Source organism: Flavobacterium sp. WG21 (assembly GCF_000335775.1).
GTDB classification, from domain to species: domain Bacteria; phylum Bacteroidota; class Bacteroidia; order Flavobacteriales; family Flavobacteriaceae; genus Flavobacterium; species Flavobacterium tructae.
Window position 1 is genome coordinate 23,179 of sequence record NZ_AMYW01000018.1, and the last position, 26,155, is coordinate 49,333.

A 26,155-nucleotide genomic window follows, 5' to 3' on the forward strand; every position below is an offset into this window, starting at 1 on the left:
AGAACCCCGTTTCGGTACAGAAACGGGGTTCTTTGTTTTAAAAAAGCTTGTCCAAAGTCTAAGTTCTAAGTTTCAGGTTTCAGGTTTCAAGTTTCAAGTTTCAAGTTGAAACCTGAAACAGAATGTTTATCACATCCCACCTCCTAAAGCTTTGTAAAGTAAGATCTGTGCATTTGCATTTTTCAACTGAATCTCTACAAAATCAAGTTCGGCCTGCAATTTGTTTTTTTGCGCATTGATGATTTCAAGGTAATTGGCATAACCACTCAGATACAAATCATTGGAAACATTTACAGCAATTTCAAGATGTTCAATCTCTTTAGATTTGTATTTCAGCACATTTTCAAAAGCTTCAGTTCGGTGCAGTAAAGCACTTAGTTCGTTATAAGCGGTTGTAATAGTGTTTTGATATTGTAGAAAAGAAATTTCCTGTCTTCGGTTGGCAGTAAAAAATTCCTGTTTGATTTGTCCTTTATTGAATATCGGAGCAGTGATTCCGCCTAATAATTGCCAGGCAAACGAACCGCTGTCAAAAAAAGTAGTAAAAGAAAAAGAGTTCATTCCTACATATCCGCCTAAATTTAGAGTTGGAAAGAAGGCTGCACGAGCCGCTTTGGCATCTGCATTTGTAGCCCTCAATTCAAAGTAAGCTTCCGATACATCGGGTCTTTTGTGTATGATAGAGTCTACACTTATTTTTTGATTTAAGACTTTAAGATAACCCGATGAAAAATCAGTGTTTCTTTCGATTTTTCCGCCGTATTCTCCAAGCAGCGTAAGTAGCGCCTTTTCTGCCTGATCGATTTTAAGATTTAATTGTTCTGCCTCTGCCAATATATTGTTGTTTTGCGCATTGAATTGTTGTACAGCAAGTTCTGTGGCTTTTCCAACAGATCGCTGTGCCGAAACGATATGCAGTGCATGCTGTTGGGTATCAAGGTTTCGCTTGTAAATTAGTGCTTGTTTGTCTAAGGCTACCAGTTCGTAGTACAGCTCTGCAATATCGCCTAACAATTTAGTCTTCAGCAATCGCATTCCTTGTTGAGAGGCAAAATATCGGTCACGTGCCGCTTTCTTCCTATTGCTTAGTTTTCCCCATATATCAGCCTCCCAGGATACTTTTCCTCCCAGAAAAAAGTTAGGAGTAGTACCCGTTGCAATTCGTTGTCTGTCGGATATATTTTGAGACAAATTAGTATCAAAGTTACCAACGCCCTCCATGGTATATTTTCCATAACGAGTTCCCGAAGCATCGGCCTGAAAATCCAATGAAGGCAATAAAGCCAGTTTAGCTGCTTTCAGATGCGAGTTGGCTATTAGAATACGCTGTTCCATGATTAAATAATCCGGATTCTGAGCCATGGCTTTGTCTAATAATTGTTCTAATTTTTCATCCTTAAAATAAGTGGCTGTTTGCAGCGGAACAAAAGTAGTTCCGCTGTCAGCAGCTTTTTTTGAAGTAACATCGAAATTTTTGGGCAGTGTTTTAGCAGTCAGATTATCATTAACTTTTGGAGCAGAACAAGCTGTCAATAACAGAATTCCGGCTACCAGTAAGAGTGAAAATGACTTAAACTTATAGTTTTGATCAGTAGCTGCTTTATATTGATTTATTGATTTTTTCATTATTGTATTTATTTTTTCAGTGCTTTTTCAAATTTGGCAAACAGTATATAAAGACCCGGTATGATAACAAGTCCAAACACCGTTCCGATGAACATTCCTCCGGCGGCTGCGGTACCAATCGATCGGTTACCAACGGCTCCCGCACCCGAGGCGATACATAAAGGAATCAGTCCTGAAATAAAAGCAAAAGAAGTCATTAAAATAGGTCGGAAACGCAGTCGCGCTCCTTCGATGGCAGCCTCGGTAATATCTCGTCCGATTTTGTTTTGCGCCATTGCAAACTCTACAATCAGAATGGCATTTTTGGCGAGTAATCCGATCAGCATGACGAGTGCTACCTGAGCATAAATGTTATTGTCGAGTCCAACCATTAAAAGCGCTAGATACGATCCGAACACCCCTACAGGTAAACTTAAAAGTACCGGAAACGGAAGCAGTAAACTTTCGTATTGGGCAGCAAGAAGTAAATAGACAAACAGTATACATAAAGCAAAAATGTAAATCGTCTGATTGCCGGACAGAATTTCTTCACGCGTCATACCCGACCATTCCAGTTCAAACCTGCTCGGAAGTTTTTCGGCAGCGATTTTCTCTACAGCGGCAATTGCCTCACCGGAGCTATATCCGTCAGCAGGTTCTCCGTTGATCATAGCCGACATGTACATGTTGTATCGGGTTAAAACTTCGGGACCGTACACACGTTCCAGTTTGATGAAAGTAGAGAACGGAACCATTTCGCCGGCATCATTCTTAAGGTACATATCCAGAATACTTTCGGGATTCTTCCTAAATTGAGGACTGGCCTGAACCATTACTTTATACATTTGTGAGAAACGAATAAAATTGGTGGCATAAAAAGAACCCAGCATCGTTTGCAGAGTCGACATGGCATTGTCTACCGAAACTCCTTTTTTGGCAGCCTGATCGTAATCAATATGAATTAAATATTGGGGGAAAGTAGCATCAAAACTGGTAAAAGAGTTTTGTATTTCAGGCGAAGCATTTAGTTCCTTGATGAAATTTTTAGTTACGGCATCGGTATTAGTAATCGTTCCCCCGGATTTGTCCAGTAAGCGAAGTTCAAAACCACTCGTATTTCCAAAACCGGGTACCGTTGGCGGTGCAAAAATCTCAATCTGAGCATCAGAAATGTTCTTTGTTTTCTCTCCCAGTTTGGTGATAAATTCGTTTACCGAGATATCGCGATCGTTCCAGTCTTTCAAATTGATCATTCCCATTCCGTAAGAAGCTCCTGCAATTTCGGTTACAATACTGTATCCGGCAAGAGTGGTCACGTTGTCGACACCTTTAATTTCTTTGGCTAATCGGGTAACCTCATCCAGTACTTTTTCAGTACGTTCTACAGTGGCGCCCTGAGGTGTAGTCACACTTACATAAACCATCCCTTGATCTTCAGAAGGAATAAAACCACCCGGAACAAATTTGCTGGTTCCCCAGGTAAGCAGACAGAATAAAACCAATAATCCGGCTGTAACGGTAGTACGGTCTGCAAATTTGGCCAGTATTCTGATATAACCTGCGGTTACATTATCAAACCATTTATTAAAACCGTCGAAGAAACGATTCAGTAAAGAAGTCTTCTTCTCGTCCGGATTATGAGGTTTAAGCAAAATAGCACAGAGCGCAGGAGTTAAAGTAAGTGCATTGATTCCTGAGATTACAATACTAATCGCCATGGTTAAAGAGAACTGTCTGTAGAAAACTCCAACTGGACCGCTAAGAAAGGCAACAGGAATAAACACAGCACTCATTACTATGGTTATGGCAATAACAGCTCCCGTAATTTCTTTCATGGCACTTATTGTTGCCGGAAGTGGAGCCATATGTTCTTCGGAAATTTTAACATGGACGGCTTCGACTACTACAATGGCGTTGTCGACCACAATTCCGATCGATAGAACTAAAGCAAATAAGGTTAGCAGGTTGATCGAAAAGCCCATCATCGACATGAAAGCAAACGAACCAATAAGCGCTACTGGTACGGCTAAAACCGGTATTAAAGTAGAGCGCCAGTCTTGCAGGAAAATGAAAACTACAAAGGCTACCAGAATAAAGGCTTCGACGAGTGTTTTTAAAACCTCATCGATCGATGCGTCCAGAAAGCGCGATACATCGTAAGCAATATTGTAATCCATTCCGGGAGGGAACGAAGTCTTTTGAAGTTCGGCCATCTTTTCTTTTACGCTGGCAATTACTTCAGAAGCATTTGAACCCGGACGTTGTTTTAGCATAATAGAAGCCGAAGGTTTACCATCGGTTTTAGAAACCATTCCGTAACTCATCGATCCAAATTCGATCTTAGAGATATCCTTTAATTTTAGGATGGTTCCATCTGAATTAGCACGAATCGGAATTTCTTCATACTGTTTGGGTTCGTAGAATTTTCCTCCGTATTTGATCACATATTGAAGCTGATTGTCCAATTGTCCGGAACCTTCACCTACTTTACCGGGTGCAGCAGAGATGTTTTGTTTTTGAAGAGAAGCAATTACCTCATTTGCTGATATAGCATAAGAGAGCATTTTTTGAGGATCAAGCCATACCCGCATTGAGTATTCTTTTTGTCCCATAATTTCAGCCCTTCCAACACCATCAATACGTTTTAGTTCTTGTAGAATGTTGATATCGGTGAAGTTAAAGATAAATTGCTCGTCCTGAGTTTTATCCGTACTCGTAATGTTCAGATACATTAGCATACTGTTCACCTCTTTCTCGGTCGTTACTCCGGCACGAATTACCTCTTCCGGCAACTCATCGAGTATAGTAGTCACACGGTTTTGAACGTTTACGGCTGCGAGATCCGGATCGGTTCCGACTTCAAAAAAGACTTGTATCAGCGTCAGACCGTCGTTTGAAGTGACCGTTGACATGTAGGTCATACCGGGAACACCATTAATAGCGCGCTCCAAGGGCAGTGCGACGGCATTGGCCGAAACTTCGGCATTGGCTCCTGTATATTTAGCCGTTACCGTTACAGATGGCGGAACAATATCAGGAAATTGTGTAATAGGCAACTGAAACAAGGCCAGTATACCAAGGAGCACTATCATAACCGAAATGATTAGCGATAGTATTTTTCGTTTGATAAATAACTCTATCATTTTATATTTTTTTGATACTAATTAATAAGGAACTATAAGCTTGCGTTTTGGATGTTAATTTTGTCACCGTCCCGCAGTGATTGAGTTCCTTCTTGTACAATTAGGTCATCACTTTTTAATCCTTTGTTGAGGATAAACACATCGTCAAGCGTACTTCCAATACTAATGTTGGTCATTTTTACAATTCCTTCTTTGTTCACGAGAAATACAAACTGTTTGTCCTGAATCGAAAAAACAGCTTTCTGTGGAATTAGAATCACATTCTTTTTAGGTTCTGATATAATTAGTTTTCCCGATGTTCCGTGTTTGATAAAACCTTGCGGATTATGAAATTTTGCTTTATACTGAATAGAACCTGTTTGTCGGTCAATTTCACCGTCGGCAGTTCTTAATTCGCCTTTTTGGTTGTAAACGACCCCATTTGGTAATTCTAATGTAATATCGCCTCCAGGTTTGTTCAGGCTTTTGTCGGTCATCATTTGGAAATAGATATTTTCAGGGATTGAGAAGTAAGCGTAGATATCATCCAGTTGAGAAACGGTTGTCAGTAGAGAGCCATTCTCTACAAGACTGCCTTCTTTGAACGGGATACGATCGATCGTTCCGTCAAAAGGAGCTCTGATAGTGGTGAAACTAATCTGCTGATTAATTGCTTTACGTTCGGCAACTGCATGGGCAACTTTGGCAGAAGCGGCTTCATATTTGGCTTTAGAAAGTTCCAGTTCTTTATCGGCGATTACTTTCTTGTTAAACAGGGTTTGTGCCTGCTCAAGCTCGACTGTGGCAATTCTAAGGTCTGCCATGGTACTTTTGTAGACGGCCTGAGCTTTTAGTAATTGTATTTGTAGCTCGACATCACTAATTTTAAAGAGCAGTTGTCCTTTATGTACCTTTTGTCCTTCGCTCACATAAACCTTATCCAGTAATCCGGGAATGCGAACGTGTATTTCTACATTGTTTTTGGCGTGCACATCAGCCACAAAACGGTTAGAAACGATCGTGTCCTGCAAGGTGACTTTGTAGACAGGCAGTGTCTTGATTTTCGAAGTCTCTTTTTTGGTTTTATCTCCACAAGAGCTCAGAAATAAAACAGATAAAACAATTAACAAGAATTGATTTTTTGTAGTGTTCATAATGAATTTTTAAATAGGGGTATATAAATGAAGGTGCTCCCCAACATTGATTTGCAGGGAGTCGTGAATAATTTAAATATTAAATAAGGGATATTGTAACGACTACTGCTTTTAGAGAGCAGTAACGTTTGGATAAAATATTTTTATATCACAAGCTGTCTTTTACAATAAAACACAGAAAGTGCATTGCATAAGAGGAATATAAAAATGAAACGGATTATGACCTAGAATAACTGGTACAGGTGCAGATGGGTATGACGCTGAATCTGGTAGACAGTGGCCATACCATAAATTAAGCGATTTTTGAAAATTCTGAATGGTACTAATTTGGTATAGTACGGTGTTTTTAAAGTACTGCTGTCTGAAGTTGTAGCACGGTGTTTGATTTTCTTTTTGACAATGAAATGAATGTCAAGATCTTTGGGACTAACCAAAGCGGAAGACGAAAATTGAGGTACTTCTGAAGCAGTGAAGTTTTCCTGAAGCTGACAAATCGTAAGTTCAGCAGTATGTTTACCAGATTCTCCTCCACTTAAAAAAGGGAGTAAGAACAGCAAAATAATACCTATGAACTTTAATGGTTTCATGTATGCAGTAAAGAATTGTAGCTTGTCGTCTGTAAAGACAACTTCTATTTGATATGGGTCAAATATAGGCATTTGCAAAATAAAGGATTCTTAAAATTTTAAGAAAATATTAAAAATTGAGGATAGGATAACATTCCGGAAAGACACTATTCATTTTTAGGATGGTTTTACAGAGGCTTGATGTTATAAAAACAGAATTCATTCTTAATTTTGTAAAAAGAGAAAGAAGCACTAAAATTATTGAAATGAATAAAGTATTCTCCCAACAGGGCACATTTTTATTAGGAACAGATCAATCAGAACATTTTGTTTTGAATAAACCTGTTCAGTTTAGCGAGTATACTGTTTTGTTCGTTAGTGAAGGCGAGGGAATTTTTCATGCTGATTTTGCCTCTTTTCATTTTAGAGGCCCGGTTCTTTTGTTCTCAACACCTCAACAATCTATTTATATAAAAGAAAATAAACCTCTTAAATATAGTGTTTTACAATTTCATGGCGACTTCTATTGTATTGAATATCATAGAAATGAAGTTGCTTGTAATGGCTTACTTTTCAATAATATTTATTTAGAGCCTTCTATACCATTAACTGTTGACCAGCATCAATTATATGCACAATTAATGGATCAGATTACAGATGAACTAAAGCAGGAAACTCCTTCCGAGATTGTATTGAGAGCTTATATTCAGTTGTTCTTAGCCAAATCGAGCAGTATCAAAATGAACAGCATCGAGAAGCAGGAACTTCAAAAAGATGAAAAAATGGATCAGTTTAGGCTACTTTTGGAGGAGCATTTTCTGACCCTTCACAAACCAAGTGATTATGCGTCCTTATTAGCGATGACTTCTAATAATTTTACCAAGCAATGCAGAAAACGCTTCCATAAAACTCCAACGCAAATGATTCAGGAACGACAAATTCTTGAAGCTAAGAAACACCTGCACCTGACCAGAATGAGTATTAAAGAAATTGCTTTTGCTTTGAAATTTCAGGACGAATACTATTTTAGCAGGGTCTTTAAAAAAAGAACAAACATTTCTCCGCAAACCTTTCGAAAAACAACCGGAATTTCAATTGTGGCAGATTTGTCTAGTTAATATCCTTTTTCGTCCATTCTTTGCCAAACCTTCGAAAGGTAGTTTTGCTGTGTTATTTAAAAACAAAAAATTTAAAAACTACAGCAATGAAAAATACCATTTTGAATACAATTGCAAATTTAGATCAGTTGGGAAAAAAAGCAGTACGTGCCGGAATCGTAATTGTTTTTTTATGGATTGGCGGACTTAAGTTCTTTACCTACGAAGCAGACGGAATCGTACCTTTTGTAGCTAACAGCCCTTTTATGTCTTTCTTTTACAATCAGCCCTCTGAGTACAAGGAATTTGTCAATAAAGAAGGGGAGCTGGTTACCGAAAACCACGAATGGCAGATCGCCAACAATACGTATGGGTTTGCCAATGGACTTGGAATTTTGTTAATCGGAATAGGGATTCTGGTAGCGATTCATCAATGGGCACCTTTGGCAAGTCTGATCGGAAGTATATTGGTTTTTATACTGACTATAGGGACATTATCTTTTTTAGTAACTACACCCGAAAGTTGGGTGCCGCATTTAACGGATGAGCAATATGGCTTTCCTTATTTGTCAGGCAGAGGGCGTCTGGTTCTAAAAGACATTGTGATTTTGGGAGCTTCCTTAATTACGATGAGCGAGTCGGCCGCATTGTATCTCAAGAGACAGTCTTAAAAAACTAAATCAAGTAATACTAAAAAAGCCTTTAGCGCTCAGGGCAGCTAAAGGCTTTTGCATTTTCAATTATTAAAGCTTTAAAACTATTGCACAGTTACGGCATAACTTAGATTTGAGGTTGCAGCACCTCTTTTAAATCTCATTCTGTTGTAAGCTCCGACAGGAACTGCGGCCGGAATTTTCAGTACAGCTTTATAAGAAGTAAGACTTACAATTTCTAAAGGATAGGTGACAGCAGTGTTACTGGTATTGTAAATTTCTACTGCAGTAAGTTCATTTAATAAACCGCCTCGTACTTCAAGAGTTTCTCCTGAACGTTTTGTAGTTGGAAAACCAAATCTCTCTGTTTTGAAATAGTCAGGTTCTGTTACTTCAATCTTAAATCTGTTTTCTACACTGGCATTCTGAAGGGTGTAAGCTCCATTTTTAATACGAAGATCATATAATCCCAGCGGCATATTTTCCGGAAGAAAGTAATATACTCCATATTCAAGAAAAGGCGCCGCAGTTTCACCGTTGCCTAAGTACACGATTTCTGCTGTGTATTCTGTTTTTTGATCGGCAACAGATACAAAGTAAACTCTGGTATCTTTAAGACTCATCCATAAATCATTGATGATCGCCGGATCGCTCGTACCACGATTGGTCATTTTTGCCATAAAACCTTTGGCTAACGGTTCTTCCTGAGTTGAAGTCCATGTTCGCGGTTCCTTTTGTCTGAAATCTATTTTTAGGGTATATTTTTTTGTAGTACCTGCTTTTGATGTAACGGTATAAACAGTACCGTCTTTAAAAGCGACCTCTGCACCAGATGCCGGAGCGATAGTAGCCTCGGTACCCAGAATGATTTCCGGTTTAACCGTTTCAGGAAGTGTTATATGATTGCTCCAGGTAATTACTATATTTTCCTCAGTCAGAGCTGCACTAATCGCATTATTTTCAGTATCCTTGATGGTAAAAGATTCAATATGGGTGTAACCCGGAACTTTTATAACATCGGCCGGAATAGTATTTACCTTGTCGATATACTCCGTTTCGCACGAAACACATGCCAATGCCATAAAAAGCAGGGTCATTTGGTATAAAAAGACAGGATTATGTATTCTTTTAGTCATGATTGTGTTGTCTATGTAATTTTTACTTGATTTTATTTATTAGTTTTGCTACTTATTGAATAAGCGGGCTATTATTTTTTAAAATGCCTGTTTTACAATGCTTACGGTAATTTTACAGAGCCGTTTGTGGTCATGGGGGAATGATTTAGGGAATAGGGTATTTTGCAGTCGATCGCCGGTCAGCATTTGCTGCAGTTACTTTTATCTATTTCGTGCTCCCATGTTCTTTTTTACGCTGTTGTTAATTATTTTACCTGAGTCCAGTTATAGTTTACAGTACTGTTTGAAGATCCTGGAGTAATGCTGGTTACCTTAACCAGGTAAGCTTCTAATGCTGATGCAGGACTCGTAACTGATTGTGAATTTGTACCAGAATTAGTTCTCCAGATTACAATAGCTTTTGCAGGAGTCATAACATGTGTAAGGATGTTGTAAGAGTAGTATCCTAAGCCATAATTTGCTCCGGATATAGTTCCGTTGTATCCTAAAACATTGTACGGATCTGCCGGTGAAGTACCTACGTTACCAGATGCGTTTTTAACTACAATAGCAGAGTTCCAGCTATCCCAGTCATCACAAGTCTGATTTAAGTTAACAGTACCCACATACCATTTACCGGCATTACCTACCGGACGGATTGAACCTCCGTAAATACCTTCCCATTGAACGTTAACACCTCCAATTGCAGCCGCAACAGGAGTCCAGTTCGTATAGGTAGAAGATGGTGCAGCAGTTCTGTTTACCGTAACAGAGGTAGAAGTAACTGTACAAAGAGCTAAAGCAGATTTCTTAGTTAAATTTGATCCTTGCGATTGTTCTTTTGCTACCGCTTGTGTTTCGGCATTTTGTTCGTCAGTACTACAAGATGTAAATGAAATAGCAGCCACTGCTAAAATTGATAGAATTATTTTTTTCATAATGATTTATATTTGATAGATTAATTGGCTTCTTTCATTACCCTCGCAGTGTAAACAGGCATTTTTTATTTTCTTAAATTTAATTGGTGATCCTGAACGGATATTTCATGGTAGCTGACAGATTGTAACTTTCCATCATTAACCAGTAATCAGTATCAGGTTTAAGTGGTATAGTTGTATTGGCAGCATCTGCAAAAACATACATGACATAAAAATTTCCAATATCCAAACCTTCATTGTATTGTTTCATTTGCCATTTTTTGTTGCCTTGCGCGTCTACCACAAACACTTTTGTCACCTCATAAGACGGCAGGAAGTTTTGCCCTTTTACCGTAAGCGGACTATCAGTACTAATCGAGAAAGTTTCTGTTGGACTTGACACTTCATTTACGACTAATTTAGGCTGTTGTATGACAACATTCACCGTGTAAACCGCTGTTGTTCCATCTGCCGCTTTTGTGGTATAGGTTACCGGAGTTTTGCTAAAAACAGGTATAAGTTCTTTTGCGGCAGGAGAAATAGTGGTATTTGCCGGTAATGTTATGGCAGCTTCAAGATATTGATACTCATAATAGGAAGGCAGGTAAACTGTAATGGTCTTCTTGAGATTATTTACAGCACTATGAATGGCCTGAGTGGTGCCCGGATTGGTTACACGAAAAGATACAATTCTTTTAGCATCCAGACCGGTAACTATTTCTGTAATCGGTGCTTCTTTTACATCTGTCCATCTTTCTTCCTCACTGCTGCATCCCGTTAACAGAGTAAGTAGGGTAAAAGCTGAAGTGAATAAGTTTGTTTTTAATGGGGTAATTTTAGTATTCATGTGAATTAAATTGGTTATCGGATTTCAAATTTGGTACTTCCCGCCGGTACCATTACATATTCAAAAGTGTAATACATGTGCGGGGTGTCTTTAAACCAATCCTTAGCGCTGTATACATCTTTATAAACAGATATCATTTTGATTTTTGCGTAATTACCGTTAGCGGTTTTCAGGATAATCGTTCTGGCCGGAATTACAGTACCGTTTGCAATTTTAAGCGATTCCCCAAGTGCATAGGCCACGTGTGCTTTCTGCGGATTCTTTCCATCCGATACCACTTCACCTCCAAAATCATACAAGTACCATCCTGTTCCGTTTCCAAATGAGCCCGCGTCATCAGTACCAATAAGGTCAATTCCGGTTTTAAACTGACTGTCTGCAGGAATATCGATAACTTCATTAAAAGGTTTGGCTACAATCGTGATTCCACCTATACCTCCCGCAAGAGAGCCGTTGTTTTGTGAGTTGCTGCCATTGTTTCCGGATAAAAAGCTCGCGTAAAGTCCGCCAAAAGCCAGATCCCATTTTCGGGTTTTTTTATAAGATCCCTCTACAGCTTTGTTTTCTTCAAGACTGTAATAAAGTGTTGCTGAAGGAGCAGTAGGATTTGCATCAGAAGTACTCCCTTGATAGTTTTTTACCTGTATTACTTTATAAAATAAACCTGTTGAAGGAATTTCGGTTTTCGGATCGGTTGCCTTATTTTCGTCTGCTGAGCAGGCTGTAAACAAAACGGTTAGAAGAAAAACGGCCAGTAGGATTCCGGGCATTTTTTGGGTTAGGGTTTTGATTTTTGTCATGTTATTAAATTAATTGGTATTTAAATTTTTACTCCCGTCCTGCTGTACAAAGTATTTGAAAGTAAAATAGGGAGCAGGCCAGTTTAAATCAGTTACAGCAGGGGGATTGCCTTTGTAAGCATTTATGAGTTGTAGCTTTGCATATTTTCCATTAGGCAGACGCAGCACGTAAGTACGATCCGGAATAGCCTGCATGATATGACTGCTCAGGCTGTAATAAAACCAACCTGTAGAGCTTTCAGAGGAAGACCATCCAATTTTAGTGACTTCACTGTTGTTAAAATCAGTATCTGAAGGCGCCTGATTGACATTTTTATAAGCCTCTTTCAATAACACTACCGCTGTATTTTTTGCCGGACCACCGTAACCGGGATTGTATTGGTATTTTGTATTGTTTATAAAAACTTCACTATTGTAAGGCCCTGTAAAAGCAATGTCCCAGTCGTTTGTTTTCATGAATTGTAAAGAATCTGCTTTTGTATGCAGCCAGATTTGTTTCTGATCGCTAAAGCGAAAAAGAAAAGTATGAAACCCTCTTTTTTCCTTGCCCTTTGTGTCACTGCTCATAGCAGCTCCGGTATCTCCGGCAAGATCTGAAACTATGGTGCTTTTGCCATCCGTCAGAGTGGCTGTAGGATTTTCGTCAGTACTGCTGCAGGAAATAAAATTCATACCTACAATAAGTAGTACTAAAGGCCATTTTTTGAATATATGATTTGTTATCATGATGAAATATTTAATGTAAATTATAGTTTTATTGATCTTTAAAAAAACGATAGCTTATGCCGGCAAGTACTATTCTTCCGGGCTGTCCGGGCATTAGCGGATCGGTGTAGTTGAAAATATTATCAGCTGTAAATCGAATACTGAGATGGTCTTTTAACAGTTGTTTTTCTATACTGGCATTAGTAAGCCAATAATCCTTCACAAAAATGTCGTATTGGTCAATGAATTGATTGCCGTTTCGATCTCCGAAAGGATACTTACCTCTAAAATTAACCCTGATATTTGCATTAAGTTTCCACGGATTGTAGCGATAGAAAATAGAGGTATTGGCCATGTGGCGGGAACGATTTTCGATACCCCAGTAATCAGACGGACGGGGTTTATACGAATTTCCGGTTGCAGGATCATGTATGTTTTGGCTATAAGGCCATTTACCTGCACTGATACTGTCTTTGATACTAAGATCTTTAGCAATTAAATATTGATAACCGGCGCTTATTTCCAGATTTTTTATCGGACTGAGTTTTAAAGCAATTTCAAATCCTTTGTTAACAGCTTTCGGCAGGTTTTGATACGTATAAATAATTTGATTATTGGTTCCTGTAGCGACCTGAATGCTATTAATTTGATTGGTTATTTTATGATAAAAAAGATTTCCTTCTATTTTAAACTTTTTGGAAGGTTCCAAAACTAACCCTGCATTGTACGAAGTACTTTTTTCGGCCTGAAGATTTCCTGCAGTTTGATTGAGCACATATTGCCTGATTTCGCTAATCTGACCGTCCTCTTTTAACTGCTGTAGTGTAGGAGCGAGAACCGCATTACCAATAACCAGATAATTTCCGTTAGGATTAAAGAACACCAGATAATTGGTTTTAAAATCAGGAGCTTTAAATCCTGTTCCGATACCTGTTTTAAAAGTCAGTTTAGGGGTAATGAAGTATTGTAATCCAAAACTGGGATTGAGTCTTCCGCCAAAATTAGTAGTGTGATCGTAACGGAGTCCGCCTACAGCTTTTACTTTCTGAACAGGAGACCATTCGCCCTGAACATAAGAGAAAAAAGTCTGTAGAGAATTGACCCCATTCAGCGATTTATCGTTCATATTCTCCAGACTTCCGCCAATCCCGCCAACAAGCTGGTATGAATTATTATTGCTGTAGGAGAATTGTTGTTCTACGCGGTGAAGCGTCTGTTTAAAAACATCCTGACTAACAGCATTATTGCTTTGCTGCCAGGCCACACTCATATCGGCAGTATAATGAGTGAGGTAGTATCGCGTAATGCTTCTTAAGTTACTATTGAAACGGTGATCGAGCGAAAGTGAAAGGTTAAGATCCTGCTCGTCCTGATGATCTCCGGAAATGTGTCCAAGACCAAAATCCTTTTGCATAAAAGAACGTCGCAGACCGTAACGACCGCTTAAATTTAAATAACTTTCAGCACCGGTTTGATAGCGTGATCTTCCCTGTAAGCTATAATTGTCGTAGGGTGGAGAAGTGGTGCCTTTAATGTATTTTGAATTGGTATTAAAACCGTCGGTTCGATAATAATTTGCCGCTATATTGGCGGTTCCTTTATTTTGTGCGAATGGAGTTTCACCTTCTACAGTGGCATCAAGAATGTTCAATGAACCATAACTTACAGAAGTCTGTAGCTGCGGATCAACTACGCCGTGTCGGGTAATAATATTAATGGTACCGCCCAACGCTTCACTGCCGTAAAGACTGGAAGATGCTCCTTTTATGATCTCAATACGTTCTATGTTAGACACACTGATTCTCGAAAGATCGAAATTACCATTGTTGCGTCCAACCATAGGCTGACCGTCAATAAGGACCATGATGTATTCGCTGCCAAAGCCCTGCATTTGAACGCCTACAGATCGTGCTCCACCACTAATATTGTTGACAATTGCGATTCCGGTTTGCTCTTTTAAAACCTCATCAAGTCTTCGGCTGCCCATTAGTTCTATGGTTTTACGATCAATTATGGTTACGGGCATCGCACTATACTGAGCATTGACAAGACTTTCAGGATTATTCTTTTTGGAACGGCCTTTTACGCTTACTTCATTCAGATCAATACCCGGCTCCATAGTAATGTGCAGTGGCTTCATAGCGGAGCCATTCAAAACAATCTGTCGGATGTAATCTTTAAATCCCATAGTGGTGATTCTGATGTTGTAGGTTCCATTGGATACACCGCTAAATGAAAAGTACCCTGTACGATCTGATACTACTGACTTGCCTGAAGACTCCAGTGTTACGAGAACCTTTGGAAGCGGATTTCCGGCATGATAGACAAAACCGCTAAAATCGGAACTGTTTTGAGCCTGAACAAAACTTATATACAAAACAAGCAAACAAGTTAGTATTGTTTTTTGGACAGAGGCGTTGGTATTTTTGTTTTTCATTCTTTGTGTTATCCATTGTCTAAAGGAATAAGAGGATTATTATATCACTATTCTTATTTAGACTGTGTAAAAATAATAATTAATAATATAGTAATAGTATTTTTTTTACAGAATGGATAGAAATTAAGTAGGTAAAAGATTATCAATGTGAATTTAAACTTCAGCTAAAAGGTTTTAGCTAATTGTTTATTAGTCTTTTAGATATTTAACGAATAAGTAAGTTAAGTTCTGTATTTAAGAAAAATTTAACAAAATAAAAGAGGTGAAAAAGCATAAAATACGGTGACTTCTTCGGGTGATTTAAGTGCCCGTTAGTACAAAATCGTCTTAAAACAATAGAAAATAGCTTTTGAAAATTTTAAATACTATCTGTTTTGGATTTTGAATGGTGTGACAGCTGAGCTGTTCTGTTGACAATAGAGTTAAAAAAAAATCTCATTTCGAAATGAAATGAGATTAGCGAGGTTGCCATTAGGAGAAAACGTCTATATCCATTCTCCTGCAATATTGTGATCGTTTGGTAAATAGGTAAGATACTGCACCATGCGTGGGTTCTGACCTTTATTAGGTGTGGCACAATGAGGCAATGCACTGTTCCAGATGATAAAATCACCTGCTTTTCCGAGCACGGGCTCCGACTTCAATGTTTTGATAGCTTCTTCTCTGGGATTGACATTCGGATCAAGGTTGTTTAACCAATCGTCTATTTTGTTATGAAATCCGGGAACACAATGAAAAGCACCATCTTCTGGTCCGCAGTCGGTGAGGTAGAGTAGTCCCTGTATTTCAAACTGAATGGGCTGTCTTAAACTCATGTCCCAGTGAAGCGGACTTCCCAAGAAGGTAAAATCTCTGGTTTCCGGAGGGTTGAAACTTACTTTATCGATAGTTTTATAAATCTGGTCAGTGTTGTAAAGCTGTTCGTAAGCTTTTCTAATTTTCGTTGAAAAACGGTTTCGGTTTAAAGTCTCATGATCTGAAAAATTAAGCATTAGGCCTTTTTGATCTTCGTGTCTTTCGTACCAGGTTTCTTCTTTAAAAGGATCCATTTGCAGAAAATCCCAAATGGCACGTTGTGTATCTTCACAATCTTTCTCCGAAATAGCATTTTTTAGAACCACATAACCGTTTTCATTCCAGAATTCGAGATCTTCCTGTGAGAGAACATCAGTGGTAATACCTTCAGATTCATAATTGATATTTCGTTTTCTGTTACTGATCCATATTTTAAAAGTATCAAAATCAGGTTTTTCAAAATACAAATACTGTAAAGTGTCTTCCATACCAATACCCAATTGGAACAAAGCCTTAATTTCTGCATTCCAGGTTTCGTCATCAGTCTGAACGGTTGAACCGTCCGGCTGTAAAGTGCGTTTCCATAACTTTTCAAGAACAGTTAGTGAGTCTGTCATTTCGGTAGGTTTTATCATTTATAAATCAATACTTTCAAAAGTAAGGTATTTAGAGCGGTCTGCTAAAAGTAAAAATACGTGTTTTTATCTTTAGTTTATGGTTTGTATCTTACATCTCACATTTTTATAGTCACGCTCCGTTAAAGAACAAAATAAAGATATCGGATTTTAAATTATGACATCAGACATACTAAAACAGGTGTATTTACTTATTAATAATTGTGCTTTTTTGCTTATACTTGTTGGGAGTTTACGGGCTAATAAATGGAATGTAAGCGGCTAAGTTTTTTAGCTATTTTCATAGTTAAGAGCTGAATTTTTACTTTCCAAGGTCATCCAATAAGGAGTATGCTAAAAATCCTTTAAAGAGTAAGCAAAACTTAAAATTCAGAGATAATGGACATCAGTTTTTTTTCCTCCACTATTGTTCAGGTCGCTATTTCACTGATCATAAGCTGGGCGTTATTTGCCTTATTGTGCAGTATGATTCTTGAACTAACGGTACAAATAAAAAGTGAAAGAGGTCGGTTTTTCAGAAGTAAAATTATTGAAAAGCTATTTGATTTTTCCAATCAGATCAATTGGGGATTGTTAATGTACAACAACAGCAATATCAGATTATTGACGAAATCGGAAAAAGCACCTCCAACCGAAATTACTTCCAAAACTCTCGCAGAAGTGCTGGTGGATACGGTTGCAAATGCTCAGGCGGCCAAAATACTGTTACAGGACGATGAGGTAAATCATGAGAAGAAGTACAGCAATGACCTGCTGAATAATTTTGAATTTGCGATTACTTATTTAGGACAAAGTGATTTGATTCTGATGCTGAAAAATGCCATGAACAAAGCCAAAATTAGAGCTTCCGGTTCGGTAAATGGGACGGTAGAAAAGGTCCTTTATGAAGAATTGATTAAAGAAGTCACCATTTGGTTTGATCAGTTTAGTGACCGAACCAGTGTATGGTATAAAAAACTCTCCAGAAAGCGCTTGTTTATTATCGGGCTTCTGGTGAGCTGTATCATTAATATTGACAGTATCGTTTTGTTCAAGTATTATGATACTAATCCAACGGCAAGAACCGCCATGATTGATTATTATACGAAGAACAAGATGCAATTAGAAGTACTCAGCGCAAAATATGGTACGCCGGGACAAGCTACAGCAACTGATACTGCAGCCCTAAATTCAACCAAAAAAGATATTAAGGGTTTATCCAAACAAATAGATAGTTTAAAAACCAACTTAGATTTGCCTATTGGGTGGAAAAAAGCGCAATGTGCCGATGTGAAAAGCAGTTCAGAAAAAGATTGTTTCACCTTCTCTTGTATTCTGCTTAAAATACTGGGGATCATTATCTCGGCCTTTGCGGCAAGTTTAGGAGCTCCGTTTTGGTTTGATATTTTGAAGAAAGCAACTTCTACAGCACAAACAGTAATTAAAGAAGTATAGATTATGGAAAATAATTACAAAAATGCTCATACGCATATATTCACCATGAATAATGCGCCAAAAAACTTCCTGGAATTGTATATGCCTCCATTTTTGGCAAAAGGAGTTGATAATTTTACGAACACCGACCTTGGTGCCTGGCTGATCAGACAGTTGGCAAGCAGTAATAAAGGGATGGCCAAAAGATATGCTACCTTCCTTCAAATTGGTAAAAGTAAATACCAGACTGATATTTTTGAAGATTTAATGTCCCGATACCCTAACGAAACATTTCAGTTTATTACGCTATGTCAAAACTTAGAATATTTAGGTGTTGGCAGATCTGTTAGCGGTTTCGAGGGACAAATAGAGGAAGTGATTGATATCAAAAGAAAATACCCCACGAATATTTTGCCTTTTTTCGGACTTGATCCAAGATGGAAAAGCAGTGGAGCCGAAATTCAGAAAACGGTCGAGCGTTATTTCGAAACTAAAATCGAAGTGGGCGGAACGTATGTATATCCGTTTCAGGGACTAAAAATGTATCCAAGTACCGGACATTATGCTTTTGACGCAAAACTTAGGAAGACCATGGAATGGGCTGCCGACAATGGTGTTCCAATAATGACACACACTTATTATTTGGGTGGAATTTATAATTATGATAAAGATTATATTAAACGTAATCTAAATCCCATTGACCCGTATACTGGAAATATACATGGAGCACCGAATACAGTACCGAAATTTATTGAGGAGAAAGGAGGTTTGTTCGGAAATCTCTTTAATGGAAACGACCGAAAAAGCTGTAGAAGTAGCTGCTCTTATTTTCTTGAGCCACATTCGTATGAGTCTATGTTGAATACCATTAAAGACCTTAAAATATGTTTTGCACATTTTGGTGGAGTGAAGCAAATACAAGTAACACAAGGAAAAAATAAAGAGAGCAATCAAATCAATCCATACGGGGTGTTAAGAAAGAACTGGTTTTGTCAGATACAAAACTTGATGTCTCAGCATCAAAATGTTTATACAGATATATCATATGATGTAGCAGAATGTCTTTTAAAAGAAAACAATGCGCTTTATGAAGTGTTTTTTGATGAGGCCAATAAATCTTATGGCAATCAAATTTTGTTTGGTACCGATTATTTTATGACGGAGAAAGACAGCTTGGAACAAGTTGCGGTGCAGGGATTTAGAAATTATGCATCGAATGCCAAGCTTCAAAATGGAAATTCGCTATGGGATCAAATGGCAAGGAATAATATCAATAATTATTTGAAGAGCAAGTATTATCCTTAATGGTTTTAATCAATCGTACTGTTTAGTTAATAAAGTGAGATTAAATTTTTTAACCTCCAGAATCAATTGATTCTGGAGGTTTTTTTTGAGGTAATAAAGGCTGAAAGCACAAAAGCACCGGCATGGTGCAACGCACTCTGATATAAGTTAAGCAGGAGTAGTGCTCTGAAAGGGCAAGAGCAGGGAGTCGATCTGAAATCAACCCTTAAGAACTGTAATTCTTACAATTGTATTTTGGTTCAGAAGATTTTGTACTATAAAAACTCTTTCTTATTAATTATCTTTAAATCAGGTATTTATACTCTTTTCTGCTTCGCTTAGTTTAGCGAGTTTTGTTGTGTTTGAAATAAAATCCTACAAACTATAGTAAGTTTGTAGGTAAATAGCACTTTCATGGATACGCTTACTGCAATGTTAAATCTTACAATATTCTACCAATTATTTAACCTTTAAACCATTCAAATTATGGAAACCAGAAGCCCTCCTTTTTAGTTGTAAAGATTTTTGAGATATAAAGAATGATTCACCCCTTAAATCAAATTATATGAAAAATTTATACAAAATTATGTTGCTGTGTGTCTGTGGAGCCACTTACGCACAAACCCAGAATGATATTGCAAAAATTAGGTCCGGAAGTAACGTATCTGAACTTCAGTCTCTGAGTCAGAGATACCAAACCGAGGCGGACCAGAAGAAACAAAGAATCAGTAATCTTGCGAAAACTAATGGCTGGCGTACTTCATTTAGTAATAAAAATGGAACCACAAGCGAATTAGTTGATGTAAGTGCCGATGGCAAAACGCCTATCTATTTTGCTACTGAAAATGTAAATGCCGCAAAATCCACTCGGGCAAATTACTTGAATTCTGGTGGTGGTTTAGGACTGAACCTTAACGGACAAAACATGACGGCTTATGTTTGGGATGGCGGTGCTACACTTCCTACTCACAATGAGTTTGGCGGAAGAGTGTCAATTAACGATGGGGTTACTGCTATTGTTGCCGGGAGTAACAACAGCCAACACGCCAATCACGTTACAGGTACTATTGTTGCGGCAGGTACTGTAGCGGCATCTAAAGGAATGGCCTTTCAGGGAAATGCCAGAACGAACGAATGGACTAACGATTTGTCTGAAGCCACTACAGCAGCGGCAAACGGAATGTTGATCTCCAATCATTCTTATGGATGGGCTACAAGAAATTCTGCTGGAACAGTTCTGATCGCTCCGTGGCAGTTTGGTGCTTATCAAACTACTGCCAGAGACTGGGACAATCTGATGTTTAATGCTCCTTACTACCTGCAGGTGAAATCAGCCGGAAATGATGGCGGAGATAACACTGCAAATACAAGTCCGTTAGGTGGTTTTACCGCTTATGATAAACTTACAGGATTTTCGACCTCTAAAAACAATCTGGTGATTGCTAATGCTAATGACGCTGTGATAAGTTCAACAGGAGCTTTAACAAGTGTTACCATTAGCGGATCCAGCAGTCAAGGACCTACAGATGATTTGAGAATCAAACCGGATCTTGCCGGAAACGGAGCCTCTGTTTATTCGACAGCTACACTTACAAATCCGGTAACACCATTAACCAATAGCAGTTATGGTAATGCCAGCGGAACTTCAATGGCAGCTCCAAATGTAACCGGAACACTACTTTTGCTACAACAACATTATAAAAATCTGACCGGAAACTTTATGCGTGCTGCCACTCTAAAAGGATTGGCGCTCCATACCGCAGACGATGCAGGAGCTGTTGGTCCTGATGCTATTTTTGGATGGGGTTTATTGAACGCAAAGTTTGCTGCGGAAACCATTACAAAAAACGGAACAGCGTCTATTGTTCAGGAAAGTACACTGGCGAATGGTGGTACTTATACATTGTCGGTAACTTCAGACGGAGTTAATCCGTTAATTGCTTCTATTTCATGGACAGATCCTGCCGGTGTTGCTTATTCAGGAAGTACACCAAATATTGGTACAGCAAAATTGATAAACGATTTAGACATTCGTGTGACTAATGGGGCGGGAACTAATTTTCCCTACCGATTGCTTACCGCAACAACAAACGGATTGGGAGACAATACCAGAGATCCTTTTGAGCGCATCAGAATTGTTGGCGCAGCGGGAACATATACTATCACAGTAACTCACAAAGGAAGTTTGGTTAATGGAAGTCAGAATTTCTCAACAGTAGTAACCGGAATTACCGTACCGGATCTTTACATCAAAGACAGACCGTTTGATGTGGGATTACAACCAAATCCGGATTCAGGACCTATGTGGATCAGTGATGATATTTGGGTAAGACAAACTATTGATGGAGGAACTGCACATGAAAATCCTGAGTTTAAATTAAGTTCTCCAAACGGAGTTTACGTTAAAGTTACTAATAAAGGAACCGTTGCCAGTGCATCCGGAAAAGTGAAACTGTATTTTGCAAAAGCTTCTTCAGGATTAACATGGCCTACCAATTTTGTTAATTTTTATGTAGGATCTGTATTGCATGGTGATTATATCGGAGAGGTAGCTATCCCGGCAATTGCTGCAGGTGGAAATGCTACAGTAGTGATTCCTTGGTATCCACCAAATCCTGCTGATTTCACTTACGATGTACATCACTTTTGTTTAGCGGCAAGAATAGAATCATCAGAAGATCCGATGTTTAATGAACAAACTAATGTGGGTATAGGTGTAAATACCAAAAACAACAACAATATTGCCTGGAAAAATTTAAGTGTTTACAACCTGAATACGACTGATTTTGTCCCTCCAACTGCGGTATTCATCAGAGGAATCAGATCTAAAAATATCAACGTGAGATTTATAGACAGAGGATTTAACGAACAGTTGAAGAATAATTTCTTTGATTTGGGCGGTACAGTTGAAGCTACACTGGATCCAAAACTATTTGAAAGAGCATTGGCCAATGGAAGTTTGAAAGGCGTACAGATTTTAGATAAAAATAAGATCCTTATTACTTCCAGAGAAGCATCCATAGCAAACCTGCCTATTGATATCGATGAAACTTTCGGAATCACATTTGATTTCAAAGTGGCAAAAGATTTCCCTATAGAAGAGCAAATTACCTTAGACCTTGTTCAGGAAGATGCTAAAAGCGGAGAACTTGAAGGAGGAGAGCGTTTTGCACTGGTAAAAGCTAAACCGAATGCTAAAGCTGGCGCCACGTCACTTGTTGAAGCTCCTGAATCTCGTATTGTTGCCATCTATCCAAATCCAACAAACGGAGTATTTAAAATAGCGGTCAATAGTGAGGAGCAGGGAACATTAAAAATAACAAGTATTTTCAATACAGTTGTTTTTGAAGAAAAAACAAATAAACAAAAAGAATTTAGTGTAAATATTTCCAAACAACTTCCGGGAATTTACATCGTTCAGTTTATCTCTGAAAATGGAAAAGTAGTTACCAGAAAAATAATTAAAAACTAATATTTTTCGAGTGAAATACTTATTACTTTAATGAGTGTATAAAATTGAAGGAAGTCGTCTCAATGTAAAACTTGAGGCGATTTCTTTTTTTATAAAAGAAAAGCTTTGCAGACTTTGACATTTAACGCAAAGTACGCTAAGTTTTTTTATGCACAAGGTTTTATGTGAAAAGCATAAAGTTCGCAAAGCTTTGTTCAGATATAGCTTTGCGAACTTTGTTTTTCTAAGTGTATGCAGCTAAAATTCTTCGCGTGTTTCGCGTTAAAATTTTCAACTTAGATGATTATTACTCTATTTTCAAGGATGAACTTTTGCAACATACGAAGAGACTGTTACGGTACCCGAATCATCTTTGACCGTATAAACACCTAAAATACTATTTTGATAAGCAGTATTAGCACTTGTACTGTCAGCATTCGGAAAATCAATATCTACCCAGTTGGCTTCTCCAAATGTGCCATCTGAATTTCGATTTACGGCAACAAAGGAAGCTCCCATATCTTTTCCGTTAACACTAATCCAGTCAGACGGCATATGATAGCCATTGTCTTTGGATGCAGTGATACCTTCAAAATGTGTAACTACAGACAAAATCGTTTCATTCTTATAACTAAACGATTTTAAATTACTCGTTTGCTTTGTTTTGGAATTATAATCGACCAGAAAAGCCTGGCTTATTTCCCCTAATTTAGCACTCGAATAACCGCCTGCCATAGTATAATGATCATCGCCATTGTGCCAGATACCGTACAAAGTAGTCGTTAAGGAATCCGGAACTTTAAAATCAATGTATTCTTTAGTGACAACATCATACAGAAATGCATATCCATTCTTGTCGTTCCCTACATCATAATTTCCAACAGCGATTCCGCCCATTATACTATGAACAAATACATTATTGGTATTACCGTCATTTGGCGACACTTGAATCCAGGTTCCTGAACCATCTACCGGACCTTCGTAATAAAAACCAAGATTTCCGCTTGGAGCTTTACCCGAAGAGGCAGATATTTTATAGGAGCCTACTATTTGTACTTTGCCTTGATGTCCGTTATTAGGACCGTAACAAGAGGTATTGATAACCGTTGCTGTTGGTGTACTTGGAAAATTTACAATGTTCCATTTGCCCTGATTACCGCTTCCATTAAGTGGTCCTTCATAAATTAAGCCCTGAACAATATCATTAAGGCCTATTAAACTGCCTGAAATGTATACATTTTCAGATCCTGTTACGCCTCTTACGCCTTGTATGCTGGTTTCTCCGCCATTAGGATAATTGAAATCCGTATACTTTGCCGTATTGACTTCCAGATTTATATTTTCTGACATAATTTTTCTTTTTTGATTGTTGTTTTAACCCGTTGGGAAATCACCCAACGGGTTATTGTTTTATACTTTTTTGGAACTGTGTCCTGCAACTGTTTTTAGTTAAACGTTGTCGTACTATAAACATCTTTTGGCGCATTCACCCAAAGTTTCTCTACTTCCAGCTGATGCAGTTGCTCTTCTAATTCGTGTCTGATTTCACTATAAGCCGGATCGTAGGCCAGATTTGTGATTTCCAACGGATCATTAACTAAATCATACAACTCATACTGTTTGAAGTAGGCCGTAGCGGCATCAAAGTAATAATCGAATTTCCATTTTTCGGTTCTGATACATCGAATGCGATTCGCAGCTCTTACGATTGTCCAGGTACTGTTAGAACCTGCTTTGATATCATCGTAAGTAAACAAAATACTGTGCTGAACAGGAGTGTTGTCCTGCATTATTGGCAGTAAACTGGTACCAGCAAGTCCCGTTGGTGGATTGGATATGTTGGCCATATCAATAAAAGTTGGAAAAATATCTGCTAAGGTTGCTAAAGCCATAGAGTGTTTGACAGGATGATCTTTAAACAATATCGGATTAGATATGACAAGCGGAACTCTTAAAGCTTCTTCATAAGCAACAAAAGTTTTCTGACGTAATCCGCCATGAGCGAGTCCCATTTCTCCATGATCGGATGTCATTGTAACTAAGGCTGAATCGGCTAGTTTTTTGCCGTGTTCATCTTCTCTGTACAATTCGTCGATCAGGTAGCCAAACTGTTTGTCGGCAAGACTTAACAAATAGCCATAAAAATTAATATAATTCAGTTTATCTTCGGTACTATTGATCGCTCCAAGAGTTAAAGCCATATTAATCAGAATTTGTTCCTGAGCCATAGGTTTTTTATTTTCCAGTAAATTTTCGTTTACAGTAGCAGGAAGTCCTATTTCTCTACCTGACCAGCTGTCCGGATGATATCCTGATGTACCTGCTGTATTGGGATAAGCCAATACATCATGAGGATTTACGAGTGAAAGAATCAAACAATAGGGTTTATGATTTCCAGCAGCTCTTTGTGCTCTCACTTCTTTTAGATATTGGATAGCCTCGGCAGTGTATCTGGCGTCGTGATTGGCGTAGCCACCCCCAAAATTAAGTGGGTTCACATCTTCACCGGCATCGGGAGAAATCCAGCCCATAGCCCCAAAGAGTGAAATATCGGCAGCCGTTAAATCTTCGTAGTTTGTTTTAGTTCCATTAGGAGCAACACCTTTACTCATGTGCCATTTTCCTCGGTATTGCACATCATATCCATCGGCCCAAAGAGTATTCATAATATTAGGTAGTGCATTGCTAAGTGTAGGCTCCTGAGGCGACAATAGACCACCTTCGGTTAGCGTTTGACTTACGCCATGTTTCGCAGGGTATAAACCTGTAAATAAGGTCGAACGGCTAGGGGAGCACATGCAGGTATTGCAAAATGCACGGTCGAAACTAAAACCATTCTTTTTTAGAAAAGTCAGTGTGGGAAGATTTTCTTCCTCCCATCCCGGTGGAAAATGTTGAGTAGCGCGCTGCTCATCAGTAATAATTAAAATCATGTCCGGCTTTTGGCCAATTTCGTTAAGTTTTTCTTTTAAGTTCATTGTTTGTGGTTTAAGGGGTTAATAAATAGATAATTGTTGGTATATGGATTTGTAATTCATATGGATAGGTCAGTTTGAAATAATTCAAAAAAAGGGATTGGATTATCGTAAAAATTGAGGCGTGAAGAGAGAATTACAGTAGTACTTTTTCAATATAATGTTCGAACAAAATAAATTGTAGAAGGCGTGTAGACGATACTGTAGTGCAGTGTTGAATCTGATTAATAAGAATAAAATTACAATAACTAAGCAGATTTAAATTACGTATAAATACCTGTTTTGTAGTAGTTTATCTAATTTTTAAGAAGTACAAAGAGTTCAATACTCTGAAGGACTTCAATTAGACAGATATTTTGTTATTGAAGAGACTCTTTTATGTATAAGGGATAGAGGTAAAGAGCAGTAATTTTCCAGACTACAACTATTGATGTAACTAAGAATTCTAAGGCTGAGGGGGTAATTATGTTAAACGACTAAAAAAATATTTAAATATCGCGTTGCGTTTAATCGATAAAAAATGATTTATCACATAGAAACATAGATTTTAATCTAAAAGAAAAAAAAGAAAATACATTTCTTCC

At 38.1% G+C, this 26,155-nt stretch carries 18 protein-coding genes; 5 read left to right on the plus strand and 13 right to left on the minus strand.

The features are described from left to right. Positions 1-129 precede the first annotated feature (129 nt). From C245_RS0113675 to C245_RS0113690, 4 genes are all read right to left on the minus strand, one after another. Complete coding sequence (locus C245_RS0113675) at positions 130-1,626, minus strand: TolC family protein (RefSeq protein WP_017497166.1); 1,497 nt, start codon at positions 1,624-1,626, stop codon at positions 130-132. An 8-nt stretch (positions 1,627-1,634) separates the two neighbouring features. Next, positions 1,635-4,748, minus strand: coding sequence for an efflux RND transporter permease subunit (locus tag C245_RS0113680; RefSeq protein ID WP_026110058.1), 3,114 nt, complete (start codon positions 4,746-4,748; stop codon positions 1,635-1,637). 32 nt (positions 4,749-4,780) lie between these two features. After that, complete coding sequence (locus C245_RS0113685) at positions 4,781-5,881, minus strand: efflux RND transporter periplasmic adaptor subunit (protein WP_017497168.1); 1,101 nt, start codon at positions 5,879-5,881, stop codon at positions 4,781-4,783. A gap of 224 nt (positions 5,882-6,105) precedes the next feature. Continuing rightward, a complete protein-coding gene (locus C245_RS0113690) occupies positions 6,106-6,540 on the minus strand; it encodes a hypothetical protein (RefSeq protein ID WP_232424365.1) in 435 nt (144 codons plus the stop codon). Positions 6,541-6,713: 173 nt separating this feature from the next. Between C245_RS0113690 and C245_RS0113695 the strand changes: the two genes are divergently transcribed. Together C245_RS0113695 and C245_RS0113700 are read left to right on the plus strand one after the other, a co-directional pair. After that, positions 6,714-7,565 carry an AraC family transcriptional regulator gene (locus tag C245_RS0113695; RefSeq protein WP_051041445.1) on the plus strand — a complete coding sequence of 284 codons (852 nt, stop codon included), beginning with the start codon at positions 6,714-6,716 and terminating at the stop codon, positions 7,563-7,565. A gap of 86 nt (positions 7,566-7,651) precedes the next feature. Continuing rightward, the gene (locus C245_RS0113700; RefSeq protein WP_026110059.1) at positions 7,652-8,215 is read left to right on the plus strand and encodes a DUF417 family protein; all 564 of its coding nucleotides are present in this window, start codon (positions 7,652-7,654) and stop codon (positions 8,213-8,215) included. Positions 8,216-8,301: 86 nt separating this feature from the next. On the opposite strand, the gene C245_RS0113705 is transcribed toward C245_RS0113700, so the two are convergent. From C245_RS0113705 to C245_RS0113735, 7 genes are all read right to left on the minus strand, one after another. Continuing rightward, entirely contained in the window at positions 8,302-9,333 is a 1,032-nt protein-coding gene (locus tag C245_RS0113705; RefSeq protein WP_157495863.1) for a hypothetical protein, read from the minus strand. A 245-nt stretch (positions 9,334-9,578) separates the two neighbouring features. Beyond that, positions 9,579-10,250 (minus strand): hypothetical protein, encoded by a 672-nt coding sequence (locus C245_RS0113710; RefSeq protein WP_017497173.1) that lies wholly within the window; start codon positions 10,248-10,250, stop codon positions 9,579-9,581. A 79-nt stretch (positions 10,251-10,329) separates the two neighbouring features. Next, entirely contained in the window at positions 10,330-11,076 is a 747-nt protein-coding gene (locus C245_RS0113715) for a hypothetical protein (RefSeq protein WP_017497174.1), read from the minus strand. A gap of 14 nt (positions 11,077-11,090) precedes the next feature. After that, positions 11,091-11,876 carry an HmuY family protein gene (locus tag C245_RS0113720; RefSeq protein WP_017497175.1) on the minus strand — a complete coding sequence of 262 codons (786 nt, stop codon included), beginning with the start codon at positions 11,874-11,876 and terminating at the stop codon, positions 11,091-11,093. 9 nt (positions 11,877-11,885) lie between these two features. Then, entirely contained in the window at positions 11,886-12,602 is a 717-nt protein-coding gene (locus C245_RS0113725; RefSeq protein WP_017497176.1) for an HmuY family protein, read from the minus strand. A 28-nt stretch (positions 12,603-12,630) separates the two neighbouring features. Beyond that, on the minus strand, positions 12,631-15,018 hold the full coding sequence (locus C245_RS0113730) for a TonB-dependent receptor (RefSeq protein WP_017497177.1): 2,388 nt from the start codon (positions 15,016-15,018) through the stop codon (positions 12,631-12,633). 485 nt (positions 15,019-15,503) lie between these two features. Continuing rightward, positions 15,504-16,430, minus strand: coding sequence for a phytanoyl-CoA dioxygenase family protein (locus C245_RS0113735; RefSeq protein ID WP_157495865.1), 927 nt, complete (start codon positions 16,428-16,430; stop codon positions 15,504-15,506). A 396-nt stretch (positions 16,431-16,826) separates the two neighbouring features. Here C245_RS0113735 and C245_RS0113740 point away from each other — a divergent pair, with 396 nt between their 5' ends. From C245_RS0113740 to C245_RS23735, 3 genes are all read left to right on the plus strand, one after another. Next, positions 16,827-17,882: a hypothetical protein gene (locus tag C245_RS0113740; RefSeq protein WP_017497179.1), complete on the plus strand. Its 1,056-nt coding sequence runs from the start codon at positions 16,827-16,829 to the stop codon at positions 17,880-17,882. Between the two features lie 3 nt (positions 17,883-17,885). Further along, entirely contained in the window at positions 17,886-19,166 is a 1,281-nt protein-coding gene (locus C245_RS0113745; protein ID WP_017497180.1) for an amidohydrolase family protein, read from the plus strand. 544 nt (positions 19,167-19,710) lie between these two features. Beyond that, positions 19,711-22,617: a S8 family serine peptidase gene (locus C245_RS23735; RefSeq protein WP_017497181.1), complete on the plus strand. Its 2,907-nt coding sequence runs from the start codon at positions 19,711-19,713 to the stop codon at positions 22,615-22,617. 297 nt (positions 22,618-22,914) lie between these two features. Here the strand turns inward: C245_RS23735 and C245_RS0113755 are convergent, their stop codons facing one another. Then, positions 22,915-23,946, minus strand: a complete 1,032-nt coding sequence (locus C245_RS0113755) for a hypothetical protein (protein ID WP_017497182.1) — start codon at positions 23,944-23,946, stop codon at positions 22,915-22,917. A gap of 95 nt (positions 23,947-24,041) precedes the next feature. After that, positions 24,042-25,574, minus strand: coding sequence for a sulfatase-like hydrolase/transferase (locus tag C245_RS0113760; RefSeq protein WP_017497183.1), 1,533 nt, complete (start codon positions 25,572-25,574; stop codon positions 24,042-24,044). Positions 25,575-26,155 lie beyond the last annotated feature (581 nt).